The organism is Enterovibrio litoreus, assembly GCF_045679545.1.
Lineage (GTDB): Bacteria > Pseudomonadota > Gammaproteobacteria > Enterobacterales > Vibrionaceae > Enterovibrio.
In genome coordinates this window covers 429451-451975 of sequence record NZ_CP166195.1, presented here as the reverse complement: position 1 = coordinate 451975, position 22525 = coordinate 429451, and the positions used below count along the sequence as shown (strand labels likewise).

General features: G+C 49.5%; 21 protein-coding genes. 12 read left to right on the top strand and 9 right to left on the bottom strand.

All coding sequences use genetic code 11. The annotated features are described in order from the left end of the window. Window positions 1–3: 3 nt before the first annotated feature. From AB8599_RS17615 to AB8599_RS17600, 4 genes are all read right to left on the bottom strand, one after another. Window positions 4–327, bottom strand: a complete 324-nt coding sequence (locus AB8599_RS17615; protein WP_407334201.1) for an STAS domain-containing protein — start codon at window positions 325–327, stop codon at window positions 4–6. A 385-nt stretch (window positions 328–712) separates the two neighbouring features. Further along, window positions 713–2197: an O-antigen ligase family protein gene (locus tag AB8599_RS17610; protein WP_407334200.1), complete on the bottom strand. Its 1485-nt coding sequence runs from the start codon at window positions 2195–2197 to the stop codon at window positions 713–715. Window positions 2198–2402: 205 nt separating this feature from the next. After that, a complete protein-coding gene (locus AB8599_RS17605; RefSeq protein WP_407334199.1) occupies window positions 2403–3401 on the bottom strand; it encodes a succinylglutamate desuccinylase/aspartoacylase family protein in 999 nt (332 codons plus the stop codon). 94 nt (window positions 3402–3495) lie between these two features. Next, on the bottom strand, window positions 3496–4371 hold the full coding sequence (locus AB8599_RS17600) for a DMT family transporter (protein WP_407334198.1): 876 nt from the start codon (window positions 4369–4371) through the stop codon (window positions 3496–3498). A gap of 496 nt (window positions 4372–4867) precedes the next feature. On the opposite strand from AB8599_RS17600, the gene AB8599_RS17595 reads away from it, so the two are divergent. Together AB8599_RS17595 and AB8599_RS17590 are read left to right on the top strand one after the other, a co-directional pair. Beyond that, complete coding sequence (locus AB8599_RS17595) at window positions 4868–5362, top strand: DUF1097 domain-containing protein (protein WP_407334197.1); 495 nt, start codon at window positions 4868–4870, stop codon at window positions 5360–5362. 71 nt (window positions 5363–5433) lie between these two features. Beyond that, window positions 5434–5685, top strand: a complete 252-nt coding sequence (locus AB8599_RS17590; protein ID WP_407334196.1) for a TIGR03643 family protein — start codon at window positions 5434–5436, stop codon at window positions 5683–5685. Between the two features lie 109 nt (window positions 5686–5794). On the opposite strand, the gene AB8599_RS17585 is transcribed toward AB8599_RS17590, so the two are convergent. The 3 genes from AB8599_RS17585 to AB8599_RS17575 form a co-directional block, all read right to left on the bottom strand. Beyond that, complete coding sequence (locus AB8599_RS17585) at window positions 5795–5998, bottom strand: hypothetical protein (protein ID WP_017003819.1); 204 nt, start codon at window positions 5996–5998, stop codon at window positions 5795–5797. 158 nt (window positions 5999–6156) lie between these two features. After that, window positions 6157–6675, bottom strand: coding sequence for a lipocalin family protein (locus AB8599_RS17580; protein WP_407334195.1), 519 nt, complete (start codon window positions 6673–6675; stop codon window positions 6157–6159). A gap of 67 nt (window positions 6676–6742) precedes the next feature. Continuing rightward, entirely contained in the window at window positions 6743–7384 is a 642-nt protein-coding gene (locus AB8599_RS17575; protein ID WP_407334194.1) for an SGNH/GDSL hydrolase family protein, read from the bottom strand. A 363-nt stretch (window positions 7385–7747) separates the two neighbouring features. Between AB8599_RS17575 and AB8599_RS17570 the strand changes: the two genes are divergently transcribed. Both AB8599_RS17570 and AB8599_RS17565 read left to right on the top strand, forming a co-directional pair. After that, complete coding sequence (locus AB8599_RS17570) at window positions 7748–9478, top strand: formate--tetrahydrofolate ligase (protein WP_407334193.1); 1731 nt, start codon at window positions 7748–7750, stop codon at window positions 9476–9478. A gap of 183 nt (window positions 9479–9661) precedes the next feature. Next, window positions 9662–10813, top strand: a complete 1152-nt coding sequence (locus tag AB8599_RS17565) for a sterol desaturase family protein (RefSeq protein ID WP_407334192.1) — start codon at window positions 9662–9664, stop codon at window positions 10811–10813. A 110-nt stretch (window positions 10814–10923) separates the two neighbouring features. On the opposite strand, the gene AB8599_RS17560 is transcribed toward AB8599_RS17565, so the two are convergent. Then, entirely contained in the window at window positions 10924–12048 is a 1125-nt protein-coding gene (locus AB8599_RS17560) for a M14-type cytosolic carboxypeptidase (protein ID WP_407334191.1), read from the bottom strand. A gap of 207 nt (window positions 12049–12255) precedes the next feature. Here AB8599_RS17560 and AB8599_RS17555 point away from each other — a divergent pair, with 207 nt between their 5' ends. The 8 genes from AB8599_RS17555 to AB8599_RS17520 all read left to right on the top strand — a co-directional run bounded on the left by AB8599_RS17555 (window position 12256) and on the right by AB8599_RS17520 (window position 20919). Then, the gene (locus AB8599_RS17555) at window positions 12256–13245 is read left to right on the top strand and encodes a dipeptidase (protein WP_407334190.1); all 990 of its coding nucleotides are present in this window, start codon (window positions 12256–12258) and stop codon (window positions 13243–13245) included. Between the two features lie 73 nt (window positions 13246–13318). Next, entirely contained in the window at window positions 13319–13849 is a 531-nt protein-coding gene (locus tag AB8599_RS17550; protein ID WP_407334189.1) for a DUF5943 domain-containing protein, read from the top strand. 159 nt (window positions 13850–14008) lie between these two features. Then, a complete protein-coding gene (locus tag AB8599_RS17545; RefSeq protein ID WP_407334188.1) occupies window positions 14009–16069 on the top strand; it encodes an NAD(P)-binding protein in 2061 nt (686 codons plus the stop codon). 20 nt (window positions 16070–16089) lie between these two features. Further along, window positions 16090–18018, top strand: a complete 1929-nt coding sequence (locus AB8599_RS17540; protein WP_407334187.1) for a DUF3483 domain-containing protein — start codon at window positions 16090–16092, stop codon at window positions 18016–18018. Continuing rightward, window positions 18011–19273, top strand: a complete 1263-nt coding sequence (locus tag AB8599_RS17535) for an electron transfer flavoprotein subunit alpha/FixB family protein (protein ID WP_407334186.1) — start codon at window positions 18011–18013, stop codon at window positions 19271–19273. Before AB8599_RS17540 ends, AB8599_RS17535 begins: the two co-directional genes overlap by 8 nt. Next, a complete protein-coding gene (locus tag AB8599_RS17530) occupies window positions 19263–20057 on the top strand; it encodes an electron transfer flavoprotein subunit beta (RefSeq protein ID WP_407334185.1) in 795 nt (264 codons plus the stop codon). Before AB8599_RS17535 ends, AB8599_RS17530 begins: the two co-directional genes overlap by 11 nt. Before the next feature lie 129 nt (window positions 20058–20186). Then, window positions 20187–20411 carry a glutaredoxin family protein gene (locus AB8599_RS17525; protein ID WP_407334184.1) on the top strand — a complete coding sequence of 75 codons (225 nt, stop codon included), beginning with the start codon at window positions 20187–20189 and terminating at the stop codon, window positions 20409–20411. A gap of 163 nt (window positions 20412–20574) precedes the next feature. After that, complete coding sequence (locus tag AB8599_RS17520) at window positions 20575–20919, top strand: metalloregulator ArsR/SmtB family transcription factor (RefSeq protein WP_407334424.1); 345 nt, start codon at window positions 20575–20577, stop codon at window positions 20917–20919. Between the two features lie 176 nt (window positions 20920–21095). On the opposite strand, the gene AB8599_RS17515 is transcribed toward AB8599_RS17520, so the two are convergent. Beyond that, the gene (locus AB8599_RS17515) at window positions 21096–22445 is read right to left on the bottom strand and encodes a magnesium transporter (RefSeq protein ID WP_407334183.1); all 1350 of its coding nucleotides are present in this window, start codon (window positions 22443–22445) and stop codon (window positions 21096–21098) included. Window positions 22446–22525 lie beyond the last annotated feature (80 nt).

Genomic DNA, 22525 nt, shown 5'->3' with positions numbered 1-22525 from the left:
CAATTAGCTGACAGGAGCAGCTTCGACGGAAATAGCGCTGTTAATACGCAACAGCTGGATGATTTCCATGGGCTGCCCGTGAACATGGGTCAGTACCAAGGTTTTGCCGGACGCTTTCAATCGCTTGAACAGGAAGACGATGGCGCCAATACCGGAGCTGTCCAAGAAGTCTACTTGACCAAGGTTCAAGGTAATGTCCGGTAAATCATCGCTGCCAACCAGTGCATCAAGCTCAGGTTGAAGCTCGCTACAGCCTTGAGCATCCATGTCCCCTTGTATCAGGATCAAAAGGGTATCGTCTGGTTGTTGGATACGTTCGATTTGCATGATGTGTTGCCTCTCCGTTATGAATACTGTTGACTAAGCGAAATGCATGCCAATTAATTATATTGTTTTTAAACAATAAGATAGGCTGATTATGTCATGGTTGGACAAGAGGTTTCTCATTCTGACAATGAATTTGGGAAATACCTGTTGGGCATCACTTTGTTTCTCGTTCATTTCTTAACAAACTCGTCATTTCAAAATCTGTCTTCAAAATTGATCACCTGTCCATATTTAAAGATAGTTTCAAACTGCGGAAAGTGACACTGCGTGGCGCGAGAAGGGGATGTTAGATCTTGAAACTGAAACGTTTTCACGCCTCGCCACACTGTATACAGAGCGTGAATACCCAAGCATCTTGAGGCTGTTTGGGTATATCAACACTCTGTCATGAGTGTTTTTTCGTTGGCTGGTTTGATTCGGTGTTGAGTTCACTCTCTTGTTGCGTTGTTTTTGCTAACGGTACGTCCGCCAAAGACGCTTCCGTTTTCTTCACGTAGTGCGCAACCGAGGCGGTTAGCGCAACCAGAATGTAGATAGGCCAAGTAAAACCTTGTGTTAGGAATGTGCCTGACACACAGAACGCGATCATGCCGGAAAACAGCCCTTCGGAAATGCTACGCACGACAGGTGGGTAAACATCGGGTTTTTGAACCACGAGGTAGACGGTTTTTTGCGCTGATCTAAACACGATAAATGTCATGGTTAGGAAGGCTGCTAAGCCTAAAAATCCGGTCTCGCCAAGCACCCCGAACCATGTACTGTGAACCGCATGATTCAGTCCATCCCAATGTGGTGAGTAGAAGAAATAATTGAAATAGAAGTTATTCAGGCCAACACCTGACAATGGGTTGTCCACGGCCATAAAAAAGGCGGCTTCCCACGCGTACAGACGCCCTTTAGCTGACTCATCTAACCCATCTTCTGCTGCCCCACCAGATTGACGGTCGTTGATCCCCGCCACCATAAACAAGATCAAGCACAATAGGCCACCCACAGAGAACAGCAAGGCTTTGGACTTCACTCGTCGCCAAGCAATGGTGCCGAGTGCGGAAAGAATACCCAATATTCCTCCGCGGCTTTGTGTCGCGATAATGGCGGAAAAAAGGGCAATTGCAGTCAGTAAACCTATCAAACGTGCTTTTTTGGATAACCCGTCGGTGATAGCAATACTCACCGCGAAAGAGAAAGGGAATAAAAGTACCAGCGCCAAATCGTTAGGATCGCCAAGCACAGAGCCTATGTCTCGACCGACCGTCACCCGTGTTTCTTCGACCATGCCGATACCGTTCATCTTGTTAAAAAGAGTCACCATTGCGACCGACAGGCCAGAGGCGACAATCATAATCAAGGCGTTGCGATAGTGTTTCGCATGACAGAGCAACCATGCCAGTGCGGGCGTCATGATACCGATTTTGACATAGGTATCTTTGTAGTACGCGAACGCTTCCCCCGCATTGCCAGAAAGCGGGATTCCGATGGTGACGAGGGCGAGAAACACATAAAAGGCGTTGAGTTCCTTGCTATGGAACATCTTAATTTTGCCACTTAGCCCAATGTGCCACGCCAGTGTAGTCAGCGTGCCTAGCGACAACATCAGCGGGATTTTCAATGAATACAACTGTGGGAACGCTTCATGGAGACGAAAGAAGGAAAAGGCGATGAACAATAGCCCCAGCATCACAGGTTGAGATAACGTGATGAGAAGCGCGAGAGGTAAAAGACCAACTACCAATGGAATGACAGGATGGGGAATGAGTAACCAGATCACGCACGTTAAGGCGACAAATATCGCAGTGACATGAACAAAATGGGTTTTCATTCGCGTGAGTAATAGTTCTCGCTGTGTGCCTATCCAGTCAAGTATTTGCATCACCCATGCTCTTGTTGATTGATGCAATGGTTAGAGCAAAGGATGTGCCAAATACTGCTGAGAAATAAAAACCATAAAAATCATGCAATTAATTTTTTTAGTGAACGTGACAAGAGAAAACCGCGCACGAAAGGCGCGGCTTTCCGATTTTGACTCTCAATCTGACACACTCACTTTGATTTCGTATGGGCGCAGTCAGTGCCACTTATTCTGGATGAATCAGACGAATAACTAACGAGCCCGCTGCGCGAAGAGATTCGACATTGTGGCTGAGCACCACGCCGGCTTCAGGTGCGCGGTACTCATGCACCTCTTCGCCGAAGCTGTCGTAATGCAAGGCAAGGAGTTGGTCTTTTTCAACAGGCTGCATGAGCGAAACGTGGGGCAAAATAAACCCACCTTGAACCGCAGAAATACTGGTGACACGAGTGCTCTCAAGGGTCGGTTTTATCGTTTTAGGAGCGTCATCAAGTAATTGGTAATATCTAAAGATGTTGATGGCACCATCGACTGCACGCGTGATCATCGCCGAGTCGGTATAGCGTCCCACCCCAATCTCCACCGTGATGCTAGGAATATGATTTTCATTCCATACGGTTTCTAAAATGCCCGGGTCACCGGGGTCGTTCAACAGCGCATCCGGATTCATCAGCCGCGCCATTTGAAGGGCGTCCTTGAGGCGAAAATCTGCAAACACATACAGCGGATAGGCTAAGCCTGTGGTTTGGGTGTGGAGGTCAATGGCCAAATCGGCATTGGGTTTTAACACCTTGTGCCAAATATTGTGGACGTAGCGTTGCGGCTCATTGCCGTTAGCATTGCCCGGGAAATGGCGATTGAGATTGCCACCAGAAAGATCGGGATCTGAGGAGAAGAAATTGCGGTTGTGGTTAATGAGTCCAGACAGATTCACGGTGGGAACGATGGTAATGCAACCCGCGATCTCTTTGCCTTTCAAAAAACGGGCAATGGCTTGTGCAGCGAGTACGCCGTTGTATTCATCACCATGAACGCCCGCAGTAATGACCATCTTCTTGCCCGCTGTTTCGCCTTTGAACACCCACACAGGCAGGTGCTGGGATTGGCCTAGTGCATCGGTGGCGGCTCGGAACCAGAATTTGTGTTGTCCGGCATTTAGCTGAGTCACATCTAGCGAGCTGATCACGGCCAGGCCGTCGATTTGATTACCTTCAATAAATTTCATAAATACGTGTCTTTATAGTCGGTTAAGCGTGAGAGGTCATGGATACAGCATCCATCATTTCACCCAATAAAAGCAATTCACGCAATGAAAGCCATTAGCCCAATGAAAGCTTTGGCGCTTTCATCACCAAATACACCGCCAGCGCACAACAGGCAAAGCCGATCAATGTTGCGGCTGAAAAGGCTTCATCGAAAAATAGCCAACCTTGAATGGCTGCCAGCGGTGGAACAAGATAGATGTATGACGTGACTTTGGATGCCGCACCTTGACCGACCATATAGAGATACAACAAGACAGCCACAACGGAAAGCACGAGCACGGACCAAAGCATCGTCAGCGTAAAAGTGAGTGTCCAAGTCACATGAAAACCTTGGACGAACCAAACGACAGGCAAGAATACGATAGCTGCCGCGACATATTGCCACATGGCCGAGGCCACCAAGTTCATGCCCTGACAAAAGCGTTTCTGGTACAAGGTGCCGAAAGTAATACCAAGCAGTGCAGAGCCAATGAATATGTAGGCATAAAGCGGTTGCGCATCCATACCCCAGCTCATTTTCCCTTGTACGACAAAAGCAATTCCAATGATGCCCGCAACAAGCCCTAGCCATTGCGAGAAGCTGAGCCTTTCCGCTGAGGTATTCACGACAATCACCGCGGTGAGAATAGGCTGAAACCCTACCAGCAAAGATGACAAGCCCGCAGGCATGCCCAACTGAATCGCACCAAATACGCCGCCTAAGTAAAATCCGTGAATCAAGAACCCGGACACCAGCGCATGAACAAGCATCTTGCCCTTGGGCATGACAGGTTTCATTACGGCCAGAATAACCAAGAACACCAGCACGTTAAGCACCATGCGAATCAAAAGGAATGTAGCTGCGTTCGAGTCCAGCAGGCCAAATTTTGCGCCAACAAAGCCCGTACTCCACAGCAACACGAAAATAAACGGGATAGTGCTTTTCAACATCAGTTAGCAATCCTTGGCGAAGGCAAATAGCGTGAATGCTACACGCAAGATACAGAGCTTGATTAGAACGTATCTCTTGATGTGCCACAACCCAAGAAAGATTCAACAACTTGAACTGATGGGTGTGATTTGGTGATGAGTGTGCATCGCTTTGTCTCGTAGTGGCTTTGCACCAATAACTGGTGTTGGTGATCTTGCTTGGTGTTCGACGCTAGGTTTGTTGTTGGTTCATTGGCGAGCAAGTTGAGTATGTTAAGTGAGAGGTAAAAATAATGATGATGGGAAATTTTGGGCTTTAAAGTGTCTTTTCATTAATAACCTTTATTGTTGCTTTTGTGATTTAAATTAATTTTTAATGATTCCTGCTTGCTCTCATACATCATTAATGTGATGGAGGTCATTAAGAGGAAGGCTGTTCTCCCATAGTATGCTTACTTGATTTTAAGTGAGGCTAAAACCAATCGCGGAGCTTCCGCAGTTAGGTGTTAGAAATAGTATGAGTACATTAGTCGCAATTTCACTAACAACCGGCATTTTGTCCGGTCTATGGGGCTGGATTGCTATGTCATTCGGCCTATTGTCATGGGCGGGTTTCTTGGGTTGCACCAGTTACTTTGCATCACCAACTGGTGGCGTGAAAGGACTTGCAGGTAGCTTGTTGACTAACATGACAGGCGTATTTTGGGCGATGGTCATTATCGAAAGCTCTACTTTTGTGGGGTTAGAAATTGTCGGCTATGTGATTACTGCTATTGTGGCCTTCCTTATGTGTATCCAAGCGAAAAAAGCGTGGCTGGGGTACATTCCGGGCACCTTCATTGGTTGTTGCGCGACATTCGCAGCGGGTGGTGACTGGCAACTTGTCGTGCCGTCTTTGTTGCTTGGTGGTGTGTTCGGCTACTTGATGAAAGCAACAGGACGATGGCTTCACGACAAATCAAACCAATCTTCGGAAGTGGCTGATAAGCATTCTAAGCAAGTGAAGGCGTAATCTCGCTGTAGTTACTGAACCAAAATTGGTGTGTCAACGTAGAAAATGTATTTCTAACGGGATGCTCCACGATGACATTAAGCCACGAAAATCAGTCCAGAATCATTGAGATGGCATGGGAAGATCGGACACCCTTTGAGGCGATTGAACAGCAATTTGGGATGAACGAATCGGACGTGATTCGTTTTATGCGACAGCAATTAAAACTCAGTAGTTTTAGGCTTTGGCGTTCGAGAGTCTCAGGGCGCAAAACCAAGCACCTAAAGTTACGAGGCGCTGAGGTCAGTCGAGGCTATTGCCCTTCCCAATATAAGCACAGGTGAAAACATTCAATTGGCTGTGTGAGCAGCTCCTCCACTTACCGCTACTATTGTGCGCCCAAGTGAAGGGAAGTGTGGTGATTTGAAATTGAAATCGGGCAGAAATCGATAATTAAGCGTCAGCCTTGGCTGCGTTTCCCATTGCTTTTTTTAACCCTCGGTTTTTGTTTAGCTCAATTTTATAAGCAGAAAGCAGGGTAGACAGATCATTGACCTTGATCTTGCATTCTCCGTTGGTGTCAATGGAGGCAATGGCATCTTGGTTTAGGCGAGCAAGTGTATCTCGCATTGCTGGGGTATCAGTCGTTATCGGCATATTATTGATTATCTTGTTAGTATTTGGCTATTTAATCAGAAAGGAAGGATGAAGTTTAGTCCTTTGTTTTCAAGGCAACCGAGTTTGCAGAATATTTAGTCAAAAAGCGGGAAGTTGAGCCCAATCTCTTATTACAAGGAGATTAGGCTCGGTTTAAATTACTCTTGAACGGGGAAGATAATCTCGTTGATGTTAAAGCCTTTTTCCTCTGCAATGGATAAAAAATCTGCCAACAGAGCATCAGAAACGACGGGGGTGCGCGCCAAAAGCCAAAGGTACTCTTTGTTGTAACCAGATACGAATGCATAGTCGTAGCCATCTCCCAGCTCAAACACCACGTAGGATGAAAAGAAAGGACCAAAGAAAGAGACTTCCAAATGCGCGGTATCGCGCTCATCCACGAAATACGCTCGACCTTCTGCATCAGACCATTCTTGATCTTCTGTGTTAAAACCACGGTTTAACACACGAATCCCCCCATCTTCTCGCACTGAGTATTCGGCGGTAACATTGCTTAGACCACGCTCGAAGCTGTGATCGAGACGAGCAATTTCATACCATTTGCCAAGATAGCGTTGTTCGTCGAACCCCTTCACAGGCGTGATGCCGTCGGGAATGGACTGGCAAGCAGTAAGTACCAGTAGTGACAGTGCGGCGAAAAGGGTCCGAATCATCATTTTTCTTCTTCTCATTGCTGTGAATGCTTTAGGATTGTTTTTCATACGTGGGCGAAATCTATTAAGATCATGCTGTTATGTCGAGCAGCGTTTTCGAAAGAAGTGCGGCTAATTCGGCGTGGCCTTGCGCATCTATGTGTAAACCGTCTATCGGTGAGGCTTCGCATACTTGCCCTGCGTCTAGGAAATGGCAGCCTTCTTCTTTGGCAACAGCGCTGAAAAATGACGCCAATTGTAGCGATTTCTCTCTCCCATTGATAAAACCAGACGCCCAGTTGTTGGCGTCATGAATGGGAGCAGGAGAGACAATAAGGATCTGTGGTGTGGTTTGCCCTGCGTTGTCGGTTTCGCGAACCTGACCTACTAACTTTCGAACGCCTTCTGCAATCCATGCGGGCTCTGAAGGGTATTGAGATTTGAGATCATTCGTGCCAAGCATGATGACAACCCAATCCAGCGGGCGATGCGTCAGTAAAACCATTGGCAAAGCCGCGCTGCCGTCACGGTACGGTTTGAGCACATCGTTCCACATGGTGGTGCGTCCGTTCAAGCCTTCTTCAATCACAGACCAAGCGGTTGGCTTTTGCGATTCTTCATTGAGGTGTTGTTGAAGTCGTGATGTCCAGCGAACGCCATCAGGCCATCGCTCGCCGTTGGAAGGGTTATAACCCCAAGTGTTTGAATCACCGAAGCATAGAATCCGTTGCATAATCTGTCTTCTCCATCAAAAATACGCGCTTAATGTCCGTGACCATTGTATGTCGGAATCATTGCAGCGTCGCTATCTCACGTGCAATTACCCCCGCCTGACAATACTCAACCTACGGTTTTTGTTTAAATAATCACGCTTCTCTATCTATTGGTTTGACCCGTATCAAGCCAATTACTTGTCGCTTACTGTCTACTTGACCCCCAGTGATTAACACCAGAGAAAAACCTACATTTATCGTGATTGAATCCATAGATCTCGTGAAATGTTCAATATCCGTGAGCAAAAAGATTAGAAAGTGTCGCAAATGAAGAATATTGGGTACGGGCAAACAGCCCATACTCACAAGCAGTTCGAGTACAAATGACCAATAATCAAAATAATGCAGTACTGGCAGAATTAACTATGACAGTGTTACCTCCTCCGGGCGCACCGGATATCGAAATCGCGCGAGCAGTAAAACCTTGGCCCATCTTTGAAGTGGCTCAGCGTAAACTTGGCGTCGCGGCACATGCACTCATTCCGTATGGACATTACAAAGCCAAACTGGATTTGGCGCAGCTCAATCCCAAAAAGAAGCAAGGCAAGTTGGTATTGGTGACCGCGATTACGCCTACCCCTGCTGGTGAAGGGAAAACAACCACCAGTATTGGGTTAACCGACGCATTAAACGCCATCGGCGTGAGCGCCAGTGTGTGTTTGCGTGAACCGTCACTTGGGCCATGTTTTGGCGTGAAAGGCGGTGCGGCAGGTGGTGGGCGTGCACAAGCTATCCCAATGGAAGATTTGAACTTGCACTTCACGGGGGATTTTCACGCCATTACATCTGCCCATAACTTGCTGGCTGCGCTGATTGATAACCACATTCACTGGGGCAACGAGCTGAATCTGGATTCACGTCGTATTTCTTGGCGTCGTGTCATGGACATGAATGATCGCGCACTTCGCCATACCTTGGTTGGTTTGGGTGGGCCTGCTCATGGTCAGCCCCGTGAATCTGGTTTTGATATTACTGTCGCGTCAGAAATCATGGCGATCCTTTGTCTTGCTGATGATAGAAAAGATCTCCAGCGCCGACTTGGAAATATCATCATCGGGCGCAACCGTGACAACAAAACAGTGACTGCACGCGAACTAGGTGCTGATGGTGCGATGACGGTGCTGCTTAAAGAAGCCATTCAACCGAATTTAATCCAAACCCTTGAGCATAACCCAGCGCTTATTCACGGCGGTCCATTCGCCAATATTGCTCATGGTTGCAACTCGGTGATGGCGACACGCACCGCGCTCGGTTTAACCGATGTCGTGGTCACAGAAGCCGGCTTTGGTGCGGATCTGGGGGCTGAAAAATTCATCGATATTAAGTGTCGATTGTCAGGCCTAAAACCCGACGCTGCGGTATTGGTGTGTACTGTACGTGCTTTGAAAATGCAGGGTGGAATCGGCAAAGGCGATCTTGATGCGCCAAATGTTGAGGCTGTTACCAAGGGGGCGGGAAACCTCGTTCGTCATATCGAAAACATGCAGCAGTTTGGCTTAAACCCGCTGGTGGCGATCAACCGATTCCCAACAGACACCGACGAAGAACTGACGGTGATTAAAGAAGTTTGTTTAGGATTAGGTGCGAAAGTGGAAGAAGCCCATCACTGGGCGGAAGGCAGTGCGGGTGCCAAAGCCGTCGCACAAGGCGTTAAAGCGATTTTGGACAGCGGCTCGCCAGAGGTTAAGTTTCTCTACGAAGATGCGATGCCGATTGACGAGAAAATCCGTACCATTGCCACGCGCTTATATGGCGCATCGGATGTGCAATTCAACATTGCCGCGCAAAAACAGTTGGATGAAATTCATCAACAAGGCTTTGGTTATCTGCCTGTGTGTATCGCGAAAACGCCTTACAGCTTTACCGCAGATCCTCACATGCTGGGCGCACCGACGGATCATGTTCTGCCTGTGCGTGAATTGCATTTGATGGCAGGGGCTGGTTTTGTGGTCGCGATTTGTGGTGATGTAATGACCATGCCTGGCTTGCCCAAACAACCTGCTGCGCTGAGTATTTCCTTGGATGATAACGGTGAAATTGTGGGTTTGTTCTAGCGCGCCCAACGCCAATACTTAGCCTGTAAGCTGCGATTTGAGTAGCTCACGCTAAAAAAGTCACAGATAGCGCCACCTTTCGTGGCGCTTTTTGTTACTTTGAACAGCGGTATTAACGGCGGGTGGGATCTGTCGTAGTCTTGGTTCCACACACGGAGCACAGACACAAAAAAGGACAGAGACATGGCCAAGCAGGACCCTTCATATCACTATCAGCAACGACAGGTTGAGCTTGATGCACATCGCCAGTTACGTATTGGCGATGGCAAAATCAGCGGCTATTTGTCAGTCATGCTCGGTGCATTGTCATTGCTTGCGGTGCTGGCTTATCTGTTTCCTTCTTATCTCACTACCACCGAACTTCGCAAAACCTATGACGCCGAAAGCCTGCAACACATACTGAAATACGGCATGTACTTTTCGTTGTTCTTTGGGGCAATGACGCACCTACTGAAAAAATGCCGCAGACTAGGGTGTTTAGGGATCACATTGACCTTGATCGCTTTCGCATTGGGCGGTTACACCGTGCCGGTTGGCCCCGTTGAACCGAAAGCGTTATCGCTCGGTGTCGATTGGTTAATCCTTGCGTTTTTGGGCTCTGCGGTGGTGTTTGTCACGCTGGAAAAGCTGTATCCGAAATACAAGAATCAGGTGATTTTACGCAAAGAGTGGGAGACGGATTTTCTCTATTTCTGCTTCAACCATCTCGCGATTTCCGCCATTTTGATTTATGCCAACTACCATGTGAGCCACTTTAGCTGGGCGGTGAGTGCGTCGTTTCAAGAAACCATCCAATCGTTACCTGTGTTTGTTCAGTTTGTGTTGATTCTGGTTGCCGCTGATTTTGTGTTGTACTGGGAGCATCGTCTGTTTCACGAAGTGAAAGTGCTTTGGCCTGTGCATGCGGTGCATCACTCGGTGGAAAATCTCGATTGGTTGGCAGGTTCACGTGGTCATTTTCTGCAGGTGTTTTCAGAGCGCGCCATGGTGATGGTGCCGCTGTATTTGCTTGGCCCATCGGAAACCGCCTTGAATGCTTACGTTGCATTCGCTGCGCTGCAAGCAGTGTTGATCCACTGCAATACGCGTCTGCACTTTGGTGTATTGAAATACATCTTCGTCACGCCACAGTTTCACCATTGGCACCACAGTTCAGAAAAGCCGGCGATTGATACCAATTATGGTGCGCACTTGGTGGTGTTTGATTGGCTGTTCGGCACCATGCACATGCCGCGTAAACACTGGCCGGCGAATTACGGCACGACCAAGCCATTGCCGAAAAGTATTCTGGGGCAGATCTTGTATCCCATTTCAGCGTGGAAAAAGAACAAATAGCAAGATTCACGTTGATTCACAAAGCGTCAAAAAAAGCCCAAACTCTGCGTTTGGGCTTTTTGATTTGAAGTCTGTGCGAGTCTACCCGTCAGTCACCAAAGCAACTGACATTACAGTTTGCTGTGTGTTGCCAAAATCGCTGCCAGCATGTCGTTTCCGAATGCCGCACTGCGGGCAGGAGACCAGCCATACAGCGCATCAGCGTGGCTGATGTGATCTTTAAATGGCATTTCAACGGTGTAAGCCAAACATTTGAATTGTTCTGCTACCCAGTTTGAACCCACAGTCAGGTTGGCCGTACCAGGTGCACTTTTCGGGTAACCAAATTCGTCTTGGAACTCAGGGGTGATGGTCAGCAGGGCTTGCTTGAAGTGATCTTCGAGCGCCGCCAATTCATCGTTGTAAGAAGGAATGCCTTCACTGCCGGCGACAAAGTTATACGGAATGGCTTCATCACCGTGAATGTCCAAGAACATATCAACACCCGTTTCTAGCATGCGCTCGCGCACGTAAAACACTTCTGGACTGCGCTCGACTGACGGTGTCTGCCACTCGCGGTTGAGGTTTACACCAATCGCGTTGTGACGCAGGTGACCGCGAATGCTGCCATCTGGGTTCATGTTGGGTACTACGCGGATCACGGCATTGTCGATCAGGGTTTTCCCCACGGTGTCGGTTTCATCAAGCAGGCGCAACAGTAGCCCTTCGATGAACCATTCCGCCATGGTTTCGCCCGGATGCTGACGACCAATCACCCAAATGTTCTTCTTACCTTCTGCGGGTTCACCAATAGTCAACAGGCTGATGTCGTTGCCATCAAGCGTTGTGCCAAGGGTTTCAAGTTCGCACGCATAGTGAGATTGCGCACTGTGCAGTAAGTCTTGATGACGGTCGTAAGAGTATGGCGCGAAGTAGGCAAAGTACATGGAGCCACTTTCTGGGATAACAGAAAAGCGCAGAGTGTCGCCATCAAACTCGGCAGGAATACGGAACCACTCATTGCGGTCATAAGACGCGACAACATCGTAGTCTTTCCACCCTTCTGGGTAAGCCGATTTTGCTAAGTTCAGAATTTGGAAATCATGCTGTTCTTGCGACGTACTTTCTAGTCGAAAGTGGAACCACTGGGATATCTCGGTTTGGTTATCCGCAGGAATGGTGAGCTGAATATCGTTAGGTGAATCGGCGCTAACGACGTGAATATTTCCGCTTTCGAAGTTGCTGAATATTTTCATTTTTGAATGTGACGTTTTTGAGAAAACAGGCTTCAAGATTATCACAGTTTCCGGTGTGCTAAACCTGCAATCAATTCAGAGTATCGGTGAGTGCAATTCTCCTCTGACGCAAACCCGCTACTTGCTGTCGCATTCGCATCGCCGAATTTGAGGCTTGTTGGTTAACGTGAAAGGCATAGAAAAGGGAATACTCACAAGGAAGCCTTCATGTCTGATAACCACCCTGCTGTCGCATTGCATCGCGATTCCATCATCATCGACGGGCTGATTATTGCCAAGTGGGACAGGGCATTGTTCGAGGACATGGCAAAAGGTGGGCTAACCGCCGCAAACTGCACCGTGTCGGTGTGGGAAGATTTTCAAGCCACCATCGACAATATCGTCGAATTCAATCAACTGCTGCGCGACAACAATGATTTAATCCGGCCTGTTCACACCACACAAGATATCTTACGTGCCAAAGAAGAAGGCAAAACCGGCATCATGCTGGGCTTTCAAAATGTGCAGGCGTTTGAAGATCAACTGGGTTACATCGAGATTTTCAAAAAGCTGGGCGTTGGCATCGCGCAAATGGCCTACAACACCCAAAACCTCGTTGGTACAGGTTGCTATGAGCGTGATGGCGGCTTGTCGGGTTATGGGCGCGAAGTGGTAGCGGAAATGAATCGCGTCGGCGTGATGTGTGACCTTTCCCATGTTGGCCCCAAAACCTCTGAAGAAGTGATTTTGGAATCTAAGAAACCTGTCTGTTATTCCCACTGTTTGCCTTTAGGGCTAAAAGATCACCCGCGCAATAAATCTGACGCTGAGCTTAAATTCATTGCTGATCACGGCGGCTTTGTTGGCGTCACCATGTTTGCGCCTTTCCTTAAAAACGGCATCAACTCCACCATCGAAGATTATGTCGAGGCGATTGATTACATCGTCAACATTGTGGGGGAAGACAGTGTCGGTATTGGTACGGATTTTACGCAGGGTCACGATCAGGCATTTTTTGAATGGATCACCCATGACAAAGGCTATGCGCGAAGGCTGACACGCTTTGGCGAGATCATTAACCCCAAAGGTATGCGCACCATCGGGGATTTCCCGAACTTGACCCAAGCGCTGCTTGATAACGGCTGGCCTGCGAGCAAGGTGCAGAAAATCATGGGCGGAAATTGGGTCAATGTATTGAAAGACGTGTGGGGCGAATAGCACCTGCGTGTAAGCGCTCGATAGTTGCTAAGTGATTTGATCGAGATTGATAGCGAAAGCTGAGGAAGCATTCATGAGCCACCATCCACCAGAACTACCGATTCAGGTTGACGACGAAACCGGCGTTTGGCGTACAGATGGGTTACCCATGTTGTACGTGCCGCGCCATTTTTTCATCAATAACCATGCAGCGGTCGAAGAAGCGTTAGGTGCGGATGTTTATGCTGATTTGCTCTACAAAGCAGGCTACAAATCGGCCTACTTTTGGTGTGAGCAAGAAGGTGAAACCCACGGCATTTCCGGCGCTGAAGTGTTTGATCATTACATGAAACGCCTTTCTCAACGTGGTTGGGGGCAGTTTTTTATCGAGCACCTTGATGTGTCCCAAGGCACAGCGCGAGTGCGCCTCGAAAATTCCGCGTTTGTGTATTACTACGGCAAGGTAAACCGCAAAGTGGATTACATGTTCACGGGGTGGTTTGCAGGCGCGATGGATCAAGTCACCGAAAGCGTGGGCTTCCCATTGAAAACGCAAGCAGTCCAATTGCAAAGTGGCTCGGAAGAGGGCTGTGATTTTGGGTTGTTTGACGTGAAGCCTGTTTAAGCGTCAAGCGATGAGAGTTAAGAGTTAAGAGTTAAGAGTTAAGAGTTAAGAGCAGGAAGAGAAGGCCCTAGATCCTAGGGAAGCAAGAGCTTGACGTAGCAAACATGGGCTTTGAATTTTTGCAGGACCCAGGATCTAAAACGAACATAAGGAAATATCATGTCTCAGTTCGATGCCATTTTTCAGCCGCTTGCGATTAACAAGCTAATGATCAGAAACCGCGTGATCAGCACGGCGCATGCCGAGGTATATGCGACCGAAAATGGCATGCCGACTGAGCGCTACATTCAGTATTACGAAGAAAAAGCCAAGGGCGGCATAGGGCTGTGTGTTTGTGGTGGATCGAGCCCGGTTTCAATTGACAGCCCGCAAGGCTGGTGGAAGTCAGTCAATATGGCCTCCGACGAAGTGATCCCGCATCTACAAAATCTTGCCGATGCCATGCACAAACATGGCGCGCATATCATGATTCAAATTACCCACATGGGGCGTCGTTCTCGTTGGGATGGCGGCAATTGGCCGTCGTTGATGAGCCCAAGTGGTATTCGTGAACCTGTTCACCGCGCTACCTGCAAAACCATCGAGCCAGAAGAAATCTGGCGCATCATTGGTGATTTCGCCGAAGCGACCAAACGCGCCCAAGACGGCGGTTTGGATGGCGTTGAACTCTCTTTTGCGCACCAGCATCTGGTTGATCAATTTTGGAGCCCGCGTGTTAACCGACGCACCGATGAATGGGGCGGCAGCTTTGAAAACCGAATGCGTTTCGGGGTAGAAGTGCTCAAAGCGGTGCGTGAAGAGGTGGGGCCGGATTTCGCGGTCGGCATTCGCATGACAGGGGATGAGTTCCACCCAGACGGCCTTGATCAAGATGACATGAAAGAGATCGCGGCCTATTACGACAGCCTTGGTCTTATCGATTTTTTCAGTATCGTTGGGTCTGGTTGTGACACGCACAATACCTTGGCGAACGTGATCCCCAACATGACCTATCCGCCAGAGCCGTTTATCCATTTGGCGGCAGGCATTCGCAGCGTGGTCAATGTGCCAGTGATGCATGCGCAAAACATCAAAGATCCCGTGCAAGCGGCGCGCGCATTGGAAAGCGGATTGATTGATTTTGTCGGCATGACTCGCGCACACATTGCCGACCCGCATCTCATCACCAAAGTGAAGCTAGGACAGACAGACCAAATTCGTCAGTGTGTTGGCGCTAATTACTGTATCGACAGACAGTATCAAGGCATTGATGTGTTGTGCATTCAAAACGCTGCGACCTCTCGCGAGCAAACCATGCCGCACATCATCACTAAAACCGATGGCCAAATTCGTAAAGTCGTCGTCGTTGGTGGCGGCCCTGCGGGGATGGAAGCGGCGCGGGTATGCGCCGAGCGCGGTCATCAGGTCACATTGTTTGAGAAAAGCCGCGAGCTGGGTGGGCAGATTTCACTCGCATCTCAAGCACCACAGCGGGAACAAATCGCGGGCATTACCCGTTGGTTTGATCTCGAACTTCGCCGCCTTGGCGTCAATCTGGTGTTTGACGTGACAGCCGATGAAGCCGTGATCATGGCCGAAAATCCGGATGTGGTATTGCTCGCAGTCGGTGGTCAGCCCTTTATCAACCAAAGCCCAGAATGGGGGGCGGAAGATGGCTTGGTGGTAAGCAGTTGGGACATTCTCAGTGGCGCGGTTGCACCGGGCAAAAACGTCGTCGTGTATGACACCATTTGCGAATTCAGTGGCATGTCGGTGGCAGATTTTCTGGCAGCCAAAGGCGCACAAGTTGAAATGGTCACGGACGACATTAAACCGGGTGTCGCGGTTGGGGGAACCAGCTTCCCGACTTATTACCGCAGCCTGTATGCGCGCGACGTAGTGATGTCGTCGGATCTTGTGTTGGAGCAGGTCTACAGAGAAGGCGAGAAGCTGATTGCCCGATTTGAAAATGAATACACGGGTGTGCGCGAAGAGCGCGTGGTGGATCAGGTCGTCATTGAAAACGGCGTGAGACCCGATGAAGCCCTGTATTACGCGTTCAAAGAGGGATCGCGCAATCACGGTCAAGTCGATCTTGAAGCGCTTTATGCTGCCAAACCTCAACCTATATTCGCCGAACAAGGGGAGGGGTATTTGCTCTATCGACTCGGGGATTGCAACGCTCCACGCAATATTCATGCAGCCATTTATGATGCGCTTCGTCTGTGTAAAGACCTATAGCCATTAGCGAGGGAAGCGATATGTCCACAGCGCTAATTGGTCCTCTTCTTCTCCTTGCGATCTTGCTTGCAGCCATAGGTGCAGCGAGAAGAGTCAAAATGTGGCGTCAGGGTAAGCCTGACCCTAACGCTGTTCCATTCTTTAAAGGCATTGCAGCTATTCTTCCTCGCTACCTGCACGATTTGCATGATGTGGTGGCGCGAGACAAAAAATTTGCCAATACCCATGTCGCCACCGCGGGTGGCTTTGTTGCCTCTGTGCTTGCCATGTTGGTGGTGTATGTTTTTGGCGGCGATTCTTCATTTACCTATGGCTTGTTGGCGGTGACATTCTCGGTCATGAGTATTGGCGCTTATCAGGTGAAAAAACGCCGAGATAACCCGCCTGCAAATTTATCTAAAGGCGTTTGGCATCGTCTTCCCTATAGCTTGTTAGCATTTTCATTGTCAGGCCTTTGCATCTCACTGATTCAGCTTCTTGGTATCGGTAATGTGCCGATTGTGCTCACCGCTTTGTTGCTTGGTGGCGTGCTGCTCGGTTTAGCAGAACTGATCTTTGGCATGACGTGGGGCGGCCCAATGAAACATGCGTTTGCTGGCGCACTCCACTTGGGGTTTCATCGCCGGCAAGGCAGATTCGGTGGTGGGCGTTCGACGGGCTTAAAACCCATAAATCTCAATGAAAACACGCTAGGCGTGGAAAAGCCGACGGATTTTCATTGGAATCAATTGCTCGGTTTTGATGCCTGTGTGCAATGCGGGCGCTGCGAAAAAGTATGCCCAGCATTTGCCGCGGGCCAGCCGCTTAACCCCAAAAAACTGATTCAGGATATGGTGGTCGGCATGGTGGGTGGAGACACCCGCCAATATGCAGGCAGCGCTTATCCTGGAAAAGAAGCAGGTAAATCTGATGCCGCTAGATGCGGTGCGCCGGACAAGCCATTGTTTGAAGGCTTGCTCGATGCCGATACCGTGTGGTCATGCACCACGTGTCGCGCATGTGTGGAAGAGTGTCCGATGATGATTGAGCATGTTGATGCCATTGTTGATATGCGCAGACATCTGACACTGGCGAAAGGGGAAACCGCAGGAAAAGGCGCAGAAACCCTGAATAATTTGATTGCGACGGATAACCCGAATGGCTTGTCACCGCAAAACCGCGCCATTTGGGCAGTTGATCTTAAGCTCGATACCATGGCAAACGTAGGCAAGACGGATGTGTTGCTATGGGCAGGCGATGGCGCGTTTGATTTGGCGTATCAGCGCACATTGAGAGCGCTAGTGGCACTGCTTCGACACGCAAACGTTAGCTTTGCCATTTTGGGCAATGAAGAACTCGACAGCGGCGATTTAGCGCGTCGATTGGGCGATGAAGCCACTTTTCAGCGCTTAGCCAAGGCCAACGTGAAAACCCTGAATAAGTACATCTTCAACACCATTGTGACGCCCGATCCCCACGCGTTTCATGTCTTGAAAAATGAATACGCCGACTTTGGCGGTCACTATTCAGTCATGCACCACACCGAATTTCTCGCCCAATGTGTCGAACGCGAGTCACTGACCTTGAATACGGCCAAAGCGCAAAGCGTCACTTATCACGACCCCTGTTATTTAGGGCGTTACAACGGTGGTTATGATGCCCCGCGATTCTTGTTGGAACGCATGGGGATGACGATCAACGAAATGGAGCGCTCAGGTTTTCGCTCTCGCTGTTGTGGCGGTGGAGGGGGCGCGCCCATCACGGATATTCAAGGCGAGCAACGTATCGCGGATATGCGAATGGACGATGCCCGCGAAACGGGGGCCAGCATGGTAGCCGTTGCTTGCCCGCAATGTGCGGTAATGCTAGAAGGCGTGGTGATGCCACGCCCTGCCGTTCAAGATGTGGCTGTCATGCTGCTTGAACGGGTGATTGATACGGGGCAAAGCGCAGGGGGGCGCAATGGATGAGATAAAACGGCGTGATCCGAGAAAAGAGAGAATCCTGCGTGATCGTCTGCACCCCAAGCACGAGGAACTCACCACGTTTGATGGTCGCTCTGATGGGGGTGTTGAGAGCGGTACGGCTAACATGATGGTGAATGGCATTCGCCGAAAGAATCCGCATGGAGTTGGCTTTACCTCTGCGGATGGCATGAAGCGCATTGATCGCTCTGGTGGCATGTCATCATCGTTTTCAGGCGTTGCGAAAAAATCACAGTCTCAATCTTTGCCGCGTCGACAGATCACCGAGCCAACACGCTACATCGTGGTGGTGTCTGACGCTGACAGCAAAAAGCTCACCACTCTTGATAAAGACATGCTTGGCCTTGCGCACCAGCTGGCGACAACCCTCGATGATCAGACCGTCGCTCCAAACACCGCAATTGTGTTTCTCACTCTGTTTCACCGCGATGATGACATGGCGGCGTTCGGCGCGGATCGGGTGCTTTCACTGGGTGACAGTGCGACCTACACGCCGGATCATTGGTTGGCGGTGCTGCATGTATTGCATACCCAACTAGCACCTCAACATTGGATTTTCGCCGATGAAACATTAATCGGCGGCGATCTCGCAAGAAAGCTGAGTGCGTCTTTGGGCGAGCGTCCTGCAACCCGTGTGAAAGCTGCGAATAATGGTTCGATTGAATGCGGTAGCGGCGATGCGAAACAGTCTGTGACCCGAGAGCTGTCGCGCTTCTTGCTGGTGGAAGAGCAAGTGTCCGACCCCATTTCAGGGTTCGCCAGTGAAGCATCGGCTTGTGCTTGTCCAGATGTGGAAAACGGTCAGGCTAAGATTGTCGATCTTGGTCGTGTCGCGGTTGATCCTAAAGATATCCCGTTACCCGAAACCCAGTTCATTTTGTCGGGCGGTAATGGCGTGCGTAACTGGGCCTTGTTTCATCAATGTGCCGACGCACTGGGCGCCACCGAAGGGGCAAGCCGTGTTGCCGTCGACAACGGACACATGCCGCGTCCGACACAAGTAGGCGCATCGGGCACGTATGTGAATGCCAAAGTGTATATTGCGGTCGGCATCTCAGGCGCGATTCAGCACCTTCAAGGGATGACGCATTGTGACACCGTAATTGCCATTAATACCGATGCCTCTTGTGACATGGTGAAGCGCGCCGACCTCAGCATCATCGCCAACAGCGCAGCCGTGATGCAGGCCTTGATTGATGCCACACAAGGCGAGTTAGGAGACAGAAAAAATGCAAGCTAGCAGCAATGTAATGGTGTTGGTTTCTTGCGGTCAGCATCCGTTGTCTGGTCGTCAACGTCGGGCCGAAAGTGACGCCAAAGCCTTGGAAATGGCGCTGCGTATAGAAGACGAATCGGAGCGCTCTGGGCAAGCCCCTTCAGTGGTTTACGCGGGCGACCCTGAGTCACTTGCCATCAGAGAATATCTCGGCATGGGCATTAAGCAGTTGGATGTGCTCAAACTGCCGCATGACGCCGATGCAAGCCTCGCCTTGGCAGATCATGTTTTGGCGCGAAAACCTAAACTGGTACTGTGCGGTGCAAGAGCCGAATGGGGCGAATCGTCGGGAATGGTGCCTTATCTGGTTGCTCAATCCCTCAGCGCGACGGTTGTGCCCGACGTGGTGGATGTGCTCACTCAAACAGAAACACACGCCGAGGTACTGCAAGCCTTGTCAGGCGGGCAGCGTCGTCGTTTACGCATCACATTGCCTGCGGTGCTATTGGCAAGTCGCGCTGCGCCTGAGCCGCGTCAGAGTGCGTTTACCAAGGCACGTGATGGTATCGTAAAGGTATTGGAAGTGGCAGCGCATAAAGATGAATTCGCACAGACTTGGCAATGGCAGGTAGCGAAGAAGAAACCGAAGCGAGTGAAAACCGTGGCCGCATCAGCGTCAGGGCGCGATCGCTTTTTGGCCGCGACGGCAGCACCTGCGTCTTCTGGCGGTCAGGTCATGAATAACCCCAGCCCACAAGACGCGGCTGAGGCTATATTGGTGTTGCTGAAAAAAGAGGGAGTGATGTAACACCACCTTTTGGTTGAGATGGTGTTTCGAAAAAGCGGGGTGAAGTATTTGGCAAGATTTTCTCTCTGATGGCGAGATGCGTTAGACTGCGTTCAAGCCCGAATAATTTCAACATCGCACGAGGCAACATTGAAGAAAGTCACGCTATACACCAGCAAAAGCTGTGCACACTGCCAAGCCGCAAAACAGTTCTTCGATACTAAGAAAATTGCTTATCGTCTGTGTGATATCGGCACGCCTCGAGGCCGAAAAGAACATGCAGCATTGGGGGCGCGCGGTGTGCCTGTGATTAAGATTGGCGATCGCGTCTTGCACGGCTTTTCGGTTAAAGCCGTAGAGCAGGCGTTAAAGTGATTGAAAGAAAATCGTCACTTTACATATGAAAAATCATATATACAGTGGTCGTTATCAAAGCATCATTTATCGAGAACGCGAAAAAGCCATGTCGACTGAACCTGTTTCACTAGCGCCGAAGCCCTCTGAATCCATGCCCCCAGAAAATAAGCTCTTCGATGCGATGTTCCCCGTTACCTTCTACAAATGCCTAGCAGATGAAACACGCTTGAAAACGCTAATGCTTGTGCAGCATGAAGGGGAGCTATGTGTGTGTGAGTTGATGGCGGCGTTAGAGGAAAGCCAGCCCAAAGTCTCTCGCCATTTGGCGCATCTACGTAAATCGGGTTTACTCAGTGATCGCCGACAAGGGCAGTGGGTGTTTTATCGCATTCATCATGCGTTGCCTGCATGGGCGAAAGATGTGTTGACGCTTACTATTGAATCAAACCAAGTTTTCTTGCAAGACAGCATGGAAAAGCTATGTCGAATGGGCGATCGCCCTGAACGTGCTTCTAACTGCTGCTAGATCGACGGTTTGAAAAACTGGTGCAAAAAAATTGTCGTGTTATTCACTGCCCAGTACCTGCTCACAAGTGAACACCAAAGAAAAGGCCCCAGCGCAAGCTGAGGCCTTTTTACTGCAATGAGACTTTGCTGTCGAATTGAAATGCTTTCGCTCTCGGTGCGAGAAGGAGAGTTCGTTTAGCTCAGCAAAAAGACGCTGCCCAATCCCAAGAACGCCACAAAGCCGACAATATCGGTGACCGTGGTTAAGATCACTGAGCCAGACAACGCAGGGTCGATTTTGAATTTGTCGAGGATGACAGGAATGAAAATGCCTGATATCGCAGCACAAATGATATTGGCAACAATCGCAATGCCAATGACAACGCCAAGCATAAGGCTGTCAAACCAGAAACCTGCAACAAAGCCAATCACAATGGCCCAAAGTACGCCGTTGAAAGCGCCAACTTTCACCTCTTTGGCAAGCAAGGGCTTAAGGTTAGCTTTGGATATTTGCCCTAACGCCAAGCCACGTACAATCAAGGTGAGTGTCTGACTGCCTGCAATACCACCCATCGAAGCAACAACAGGCATCAAGACCGCCAGTGCAACCACTTGTTGCAGTGTGGCTTCAAACAAGCCAATAAACCAAGATGCGAGAAAGGCCGTCATTAGGTTGATACCCAACCAAATGGCACGGTTCTGCGCGCTTTTGCGAACGGAAGCAAAAAGATCCTCGTCTTCATCCAGACCGGCTTTTGCCATCAACTGAGATTCGGCCTTTTCGTTTTGAAGTTCGTAAGCCGTGCCCATGTCCAAACGCCCGATCAGTAAGCCGCTTTCTGTGACGACAGGAAGCGATGATTCCCCACTGGCAGCCACTTTGTTGGCGGCGGCATAAATGTCTTCTTTGGCATTGAGTGATGGAAAGTCTTCTTCCGAAAATTCCGAAATGCGCAGAGTAGGGTCCACGCCAAATAGGCGATTAATTCGCACTGTGCCATCCCAGTTTCCTCGGCTGTCTACCAAGAAAATAACGTGGCTGTGTGGTGGGAGATGGCGACGCAACAGTCGCATCACCACTTTGATTTTGGTTTTTGCAGGAACAACTAAAGGTTGGTGATCACACCAGTGACCAACTTCGTCATCTTCAAATTGTTGTGCAGCAGAGTAGCGATTTTGCTGCTCTTCATCCATTCGCCCAAGCACGTTTTCAAGCAAATGGTCAGGAATACTGTCTTGCAACTCAAGCAGCGTGTCTGCATCTATCCCCGTAAACAGAGACAGTAATTTATCGTCTTCCTGATTATTGAGGATCGATGTGCTGGCGTCTGCGCGCATTTCAACCAGCACAGGGACTTTCATCGTATCTGAAAGTTGATCCCATGTGCTTAAACGCTCGGTAAGTGGAAGTGACTCAAGTAGCAGCGCGACATCAACAGGAGAGTTGAATTGTTCCCACTGTTCGATGAAAGCATGCTGAGAGTCGGCGTCACCACCATCCGTGAGTAGTTCACTCACTACGTCCTGAATCGTATTATTTTCCATGTGTGCCCTTCAGCGGCAGATAAGCAATCTGGCGAGAGTAAAGGAAAGAAACTCAATGTAGCAATCAAAAAGATTGCTAC

Coding starts and splice junctions, on each gene's coding strand:
- AB8599_RS17560 (WP_407334191.1), bottom strand. CDS start 12,048: ATGAAAATATTCAGCAACTTCGAAAGCGGAAATATTCACGTCGTTAGC.
- AB8599_RS17540 (WP_407334187.1), top strand. CDS start 16,090: ATGTCCACAGCGCTAATTGGTCCTCTTCTTCTCCTTGCGATCTTGCTT.
- AB8599_RS17565 (WP_407334192.1), top strand. CDS start 9,662: ATGGCCAAGCAGGACCCTTCATATCACTATCAGCAACGACAGGTTGAG.
- AB8599_RS17535 (WP_407334186.1), top strand. CDS start 18,011: ATGGATGAGATAAAACGGCGTGATCCGAGAAAAGAGAGAATCCTGCGT.
- AB8599_RS17555 (WP_407334190.1), top strand. CDS start 12,256: ATGTCTGATAACCACCCTGCTGTCGCATTGCATCGCGATTCCATCATC.
- AB8599_RS17515 (WP_407334183.1), bottom strand. CDS start 22,445: ATGGAAAATAATACGATTCAGGACGTAGTGAGTGAACTACTCACGGAT.
- AB8599_RS17545 (WP_407334188.1), top strand. CDS start 14,009: ATGTCTCAGTTCGATGCCATTTTTCAGCCGCTTGCGATTAACAAGCTA.
- AB8599_RS17605 (WP_407334199.1), bottom strand. CDS start 3,401: ATGAAATTTATTGAAGGTAATCAAATCGACGGCCTGGCCGTGATCAGC.
- AB8599_RS17520 (WP_407334424.1), top strand. CDS start 20,575: ATGTTCCCCGTTACCTTCTACAAATGCCTAGCAGATGAAACACGCTTG.
- AB8599_RS17585 (WP_017003819.1), bottom strand. CDS start 5,998: ATGCCGATAACGACTGATACCCCAGCAATGCGAGATACACTTGCTCGC.
- AB8599_RS17590 (WP_407334196.1), top strand. CDS start 5,434: ATGACATTAAGCCACGAAAATCAGTCCAGAATCATTGAGATGGCATGG.
- AB8599_RS17600 (WP_407334198.1), bottom strand. CDS start 4,371: ATGTTGAAAAGCACTATCCCGTTTATTTTCGTGTTGCTGTGGAGTACG.
- AB8599_RS17530 (WP_407334185.1), top strand. CDS start 19,263: ATGCAAGCTAGCAGCAATGTAATGGTGTTGGTTTCTTGCGGTCAGCAT.
- AB8599_RS17580 (WP_407334195.1), bottom strand. CDS start 6,675: ATGATGATTCGGACCCTTTTCGCCGCACTGTCACTACTGGTACTTACT.
- AB8599_RS17610 (WP_407334200.1), bottom strand. CDS start 2,197: ATGCAAATACTTGACTGGATAGGCACACAGCGAGAACTATTACTCACG.
- AB8599_RS17550 (WP_407334189.1), top strand. CDS start 13,319: ATGAGCCACCATCCACCAGAACTACCGATTCAGGTTGACGACGAAACC.
- AB8599_RS17615 (WP_407334201.1), bottom strand. CDS start 327: ATGCAAATCGAACGTATCCAACAACCAGACGATACCCTTTTGATCCTG.
- AB8599_RS17595 (WP_407334197.1), top strand. CDS start 4,868: ATGAGTACATTAGTCGCAATTTCACTAACAACCGGCATTTTGTCCGGT.
- AB8599_RS17570 (WP_407334193.1), top strand. CDS start 7,748: ATGACCAATAATCAAAATAATGCAGTACTGGCAGAATTAACTATGACA.
- AB8599_RS17575 (WP_407334194.1), bottom strand. CDS start 7,384: ATGCAACGGATTCTATGCTTCGGTGATTCAAACACTTGGGGTTATAAC.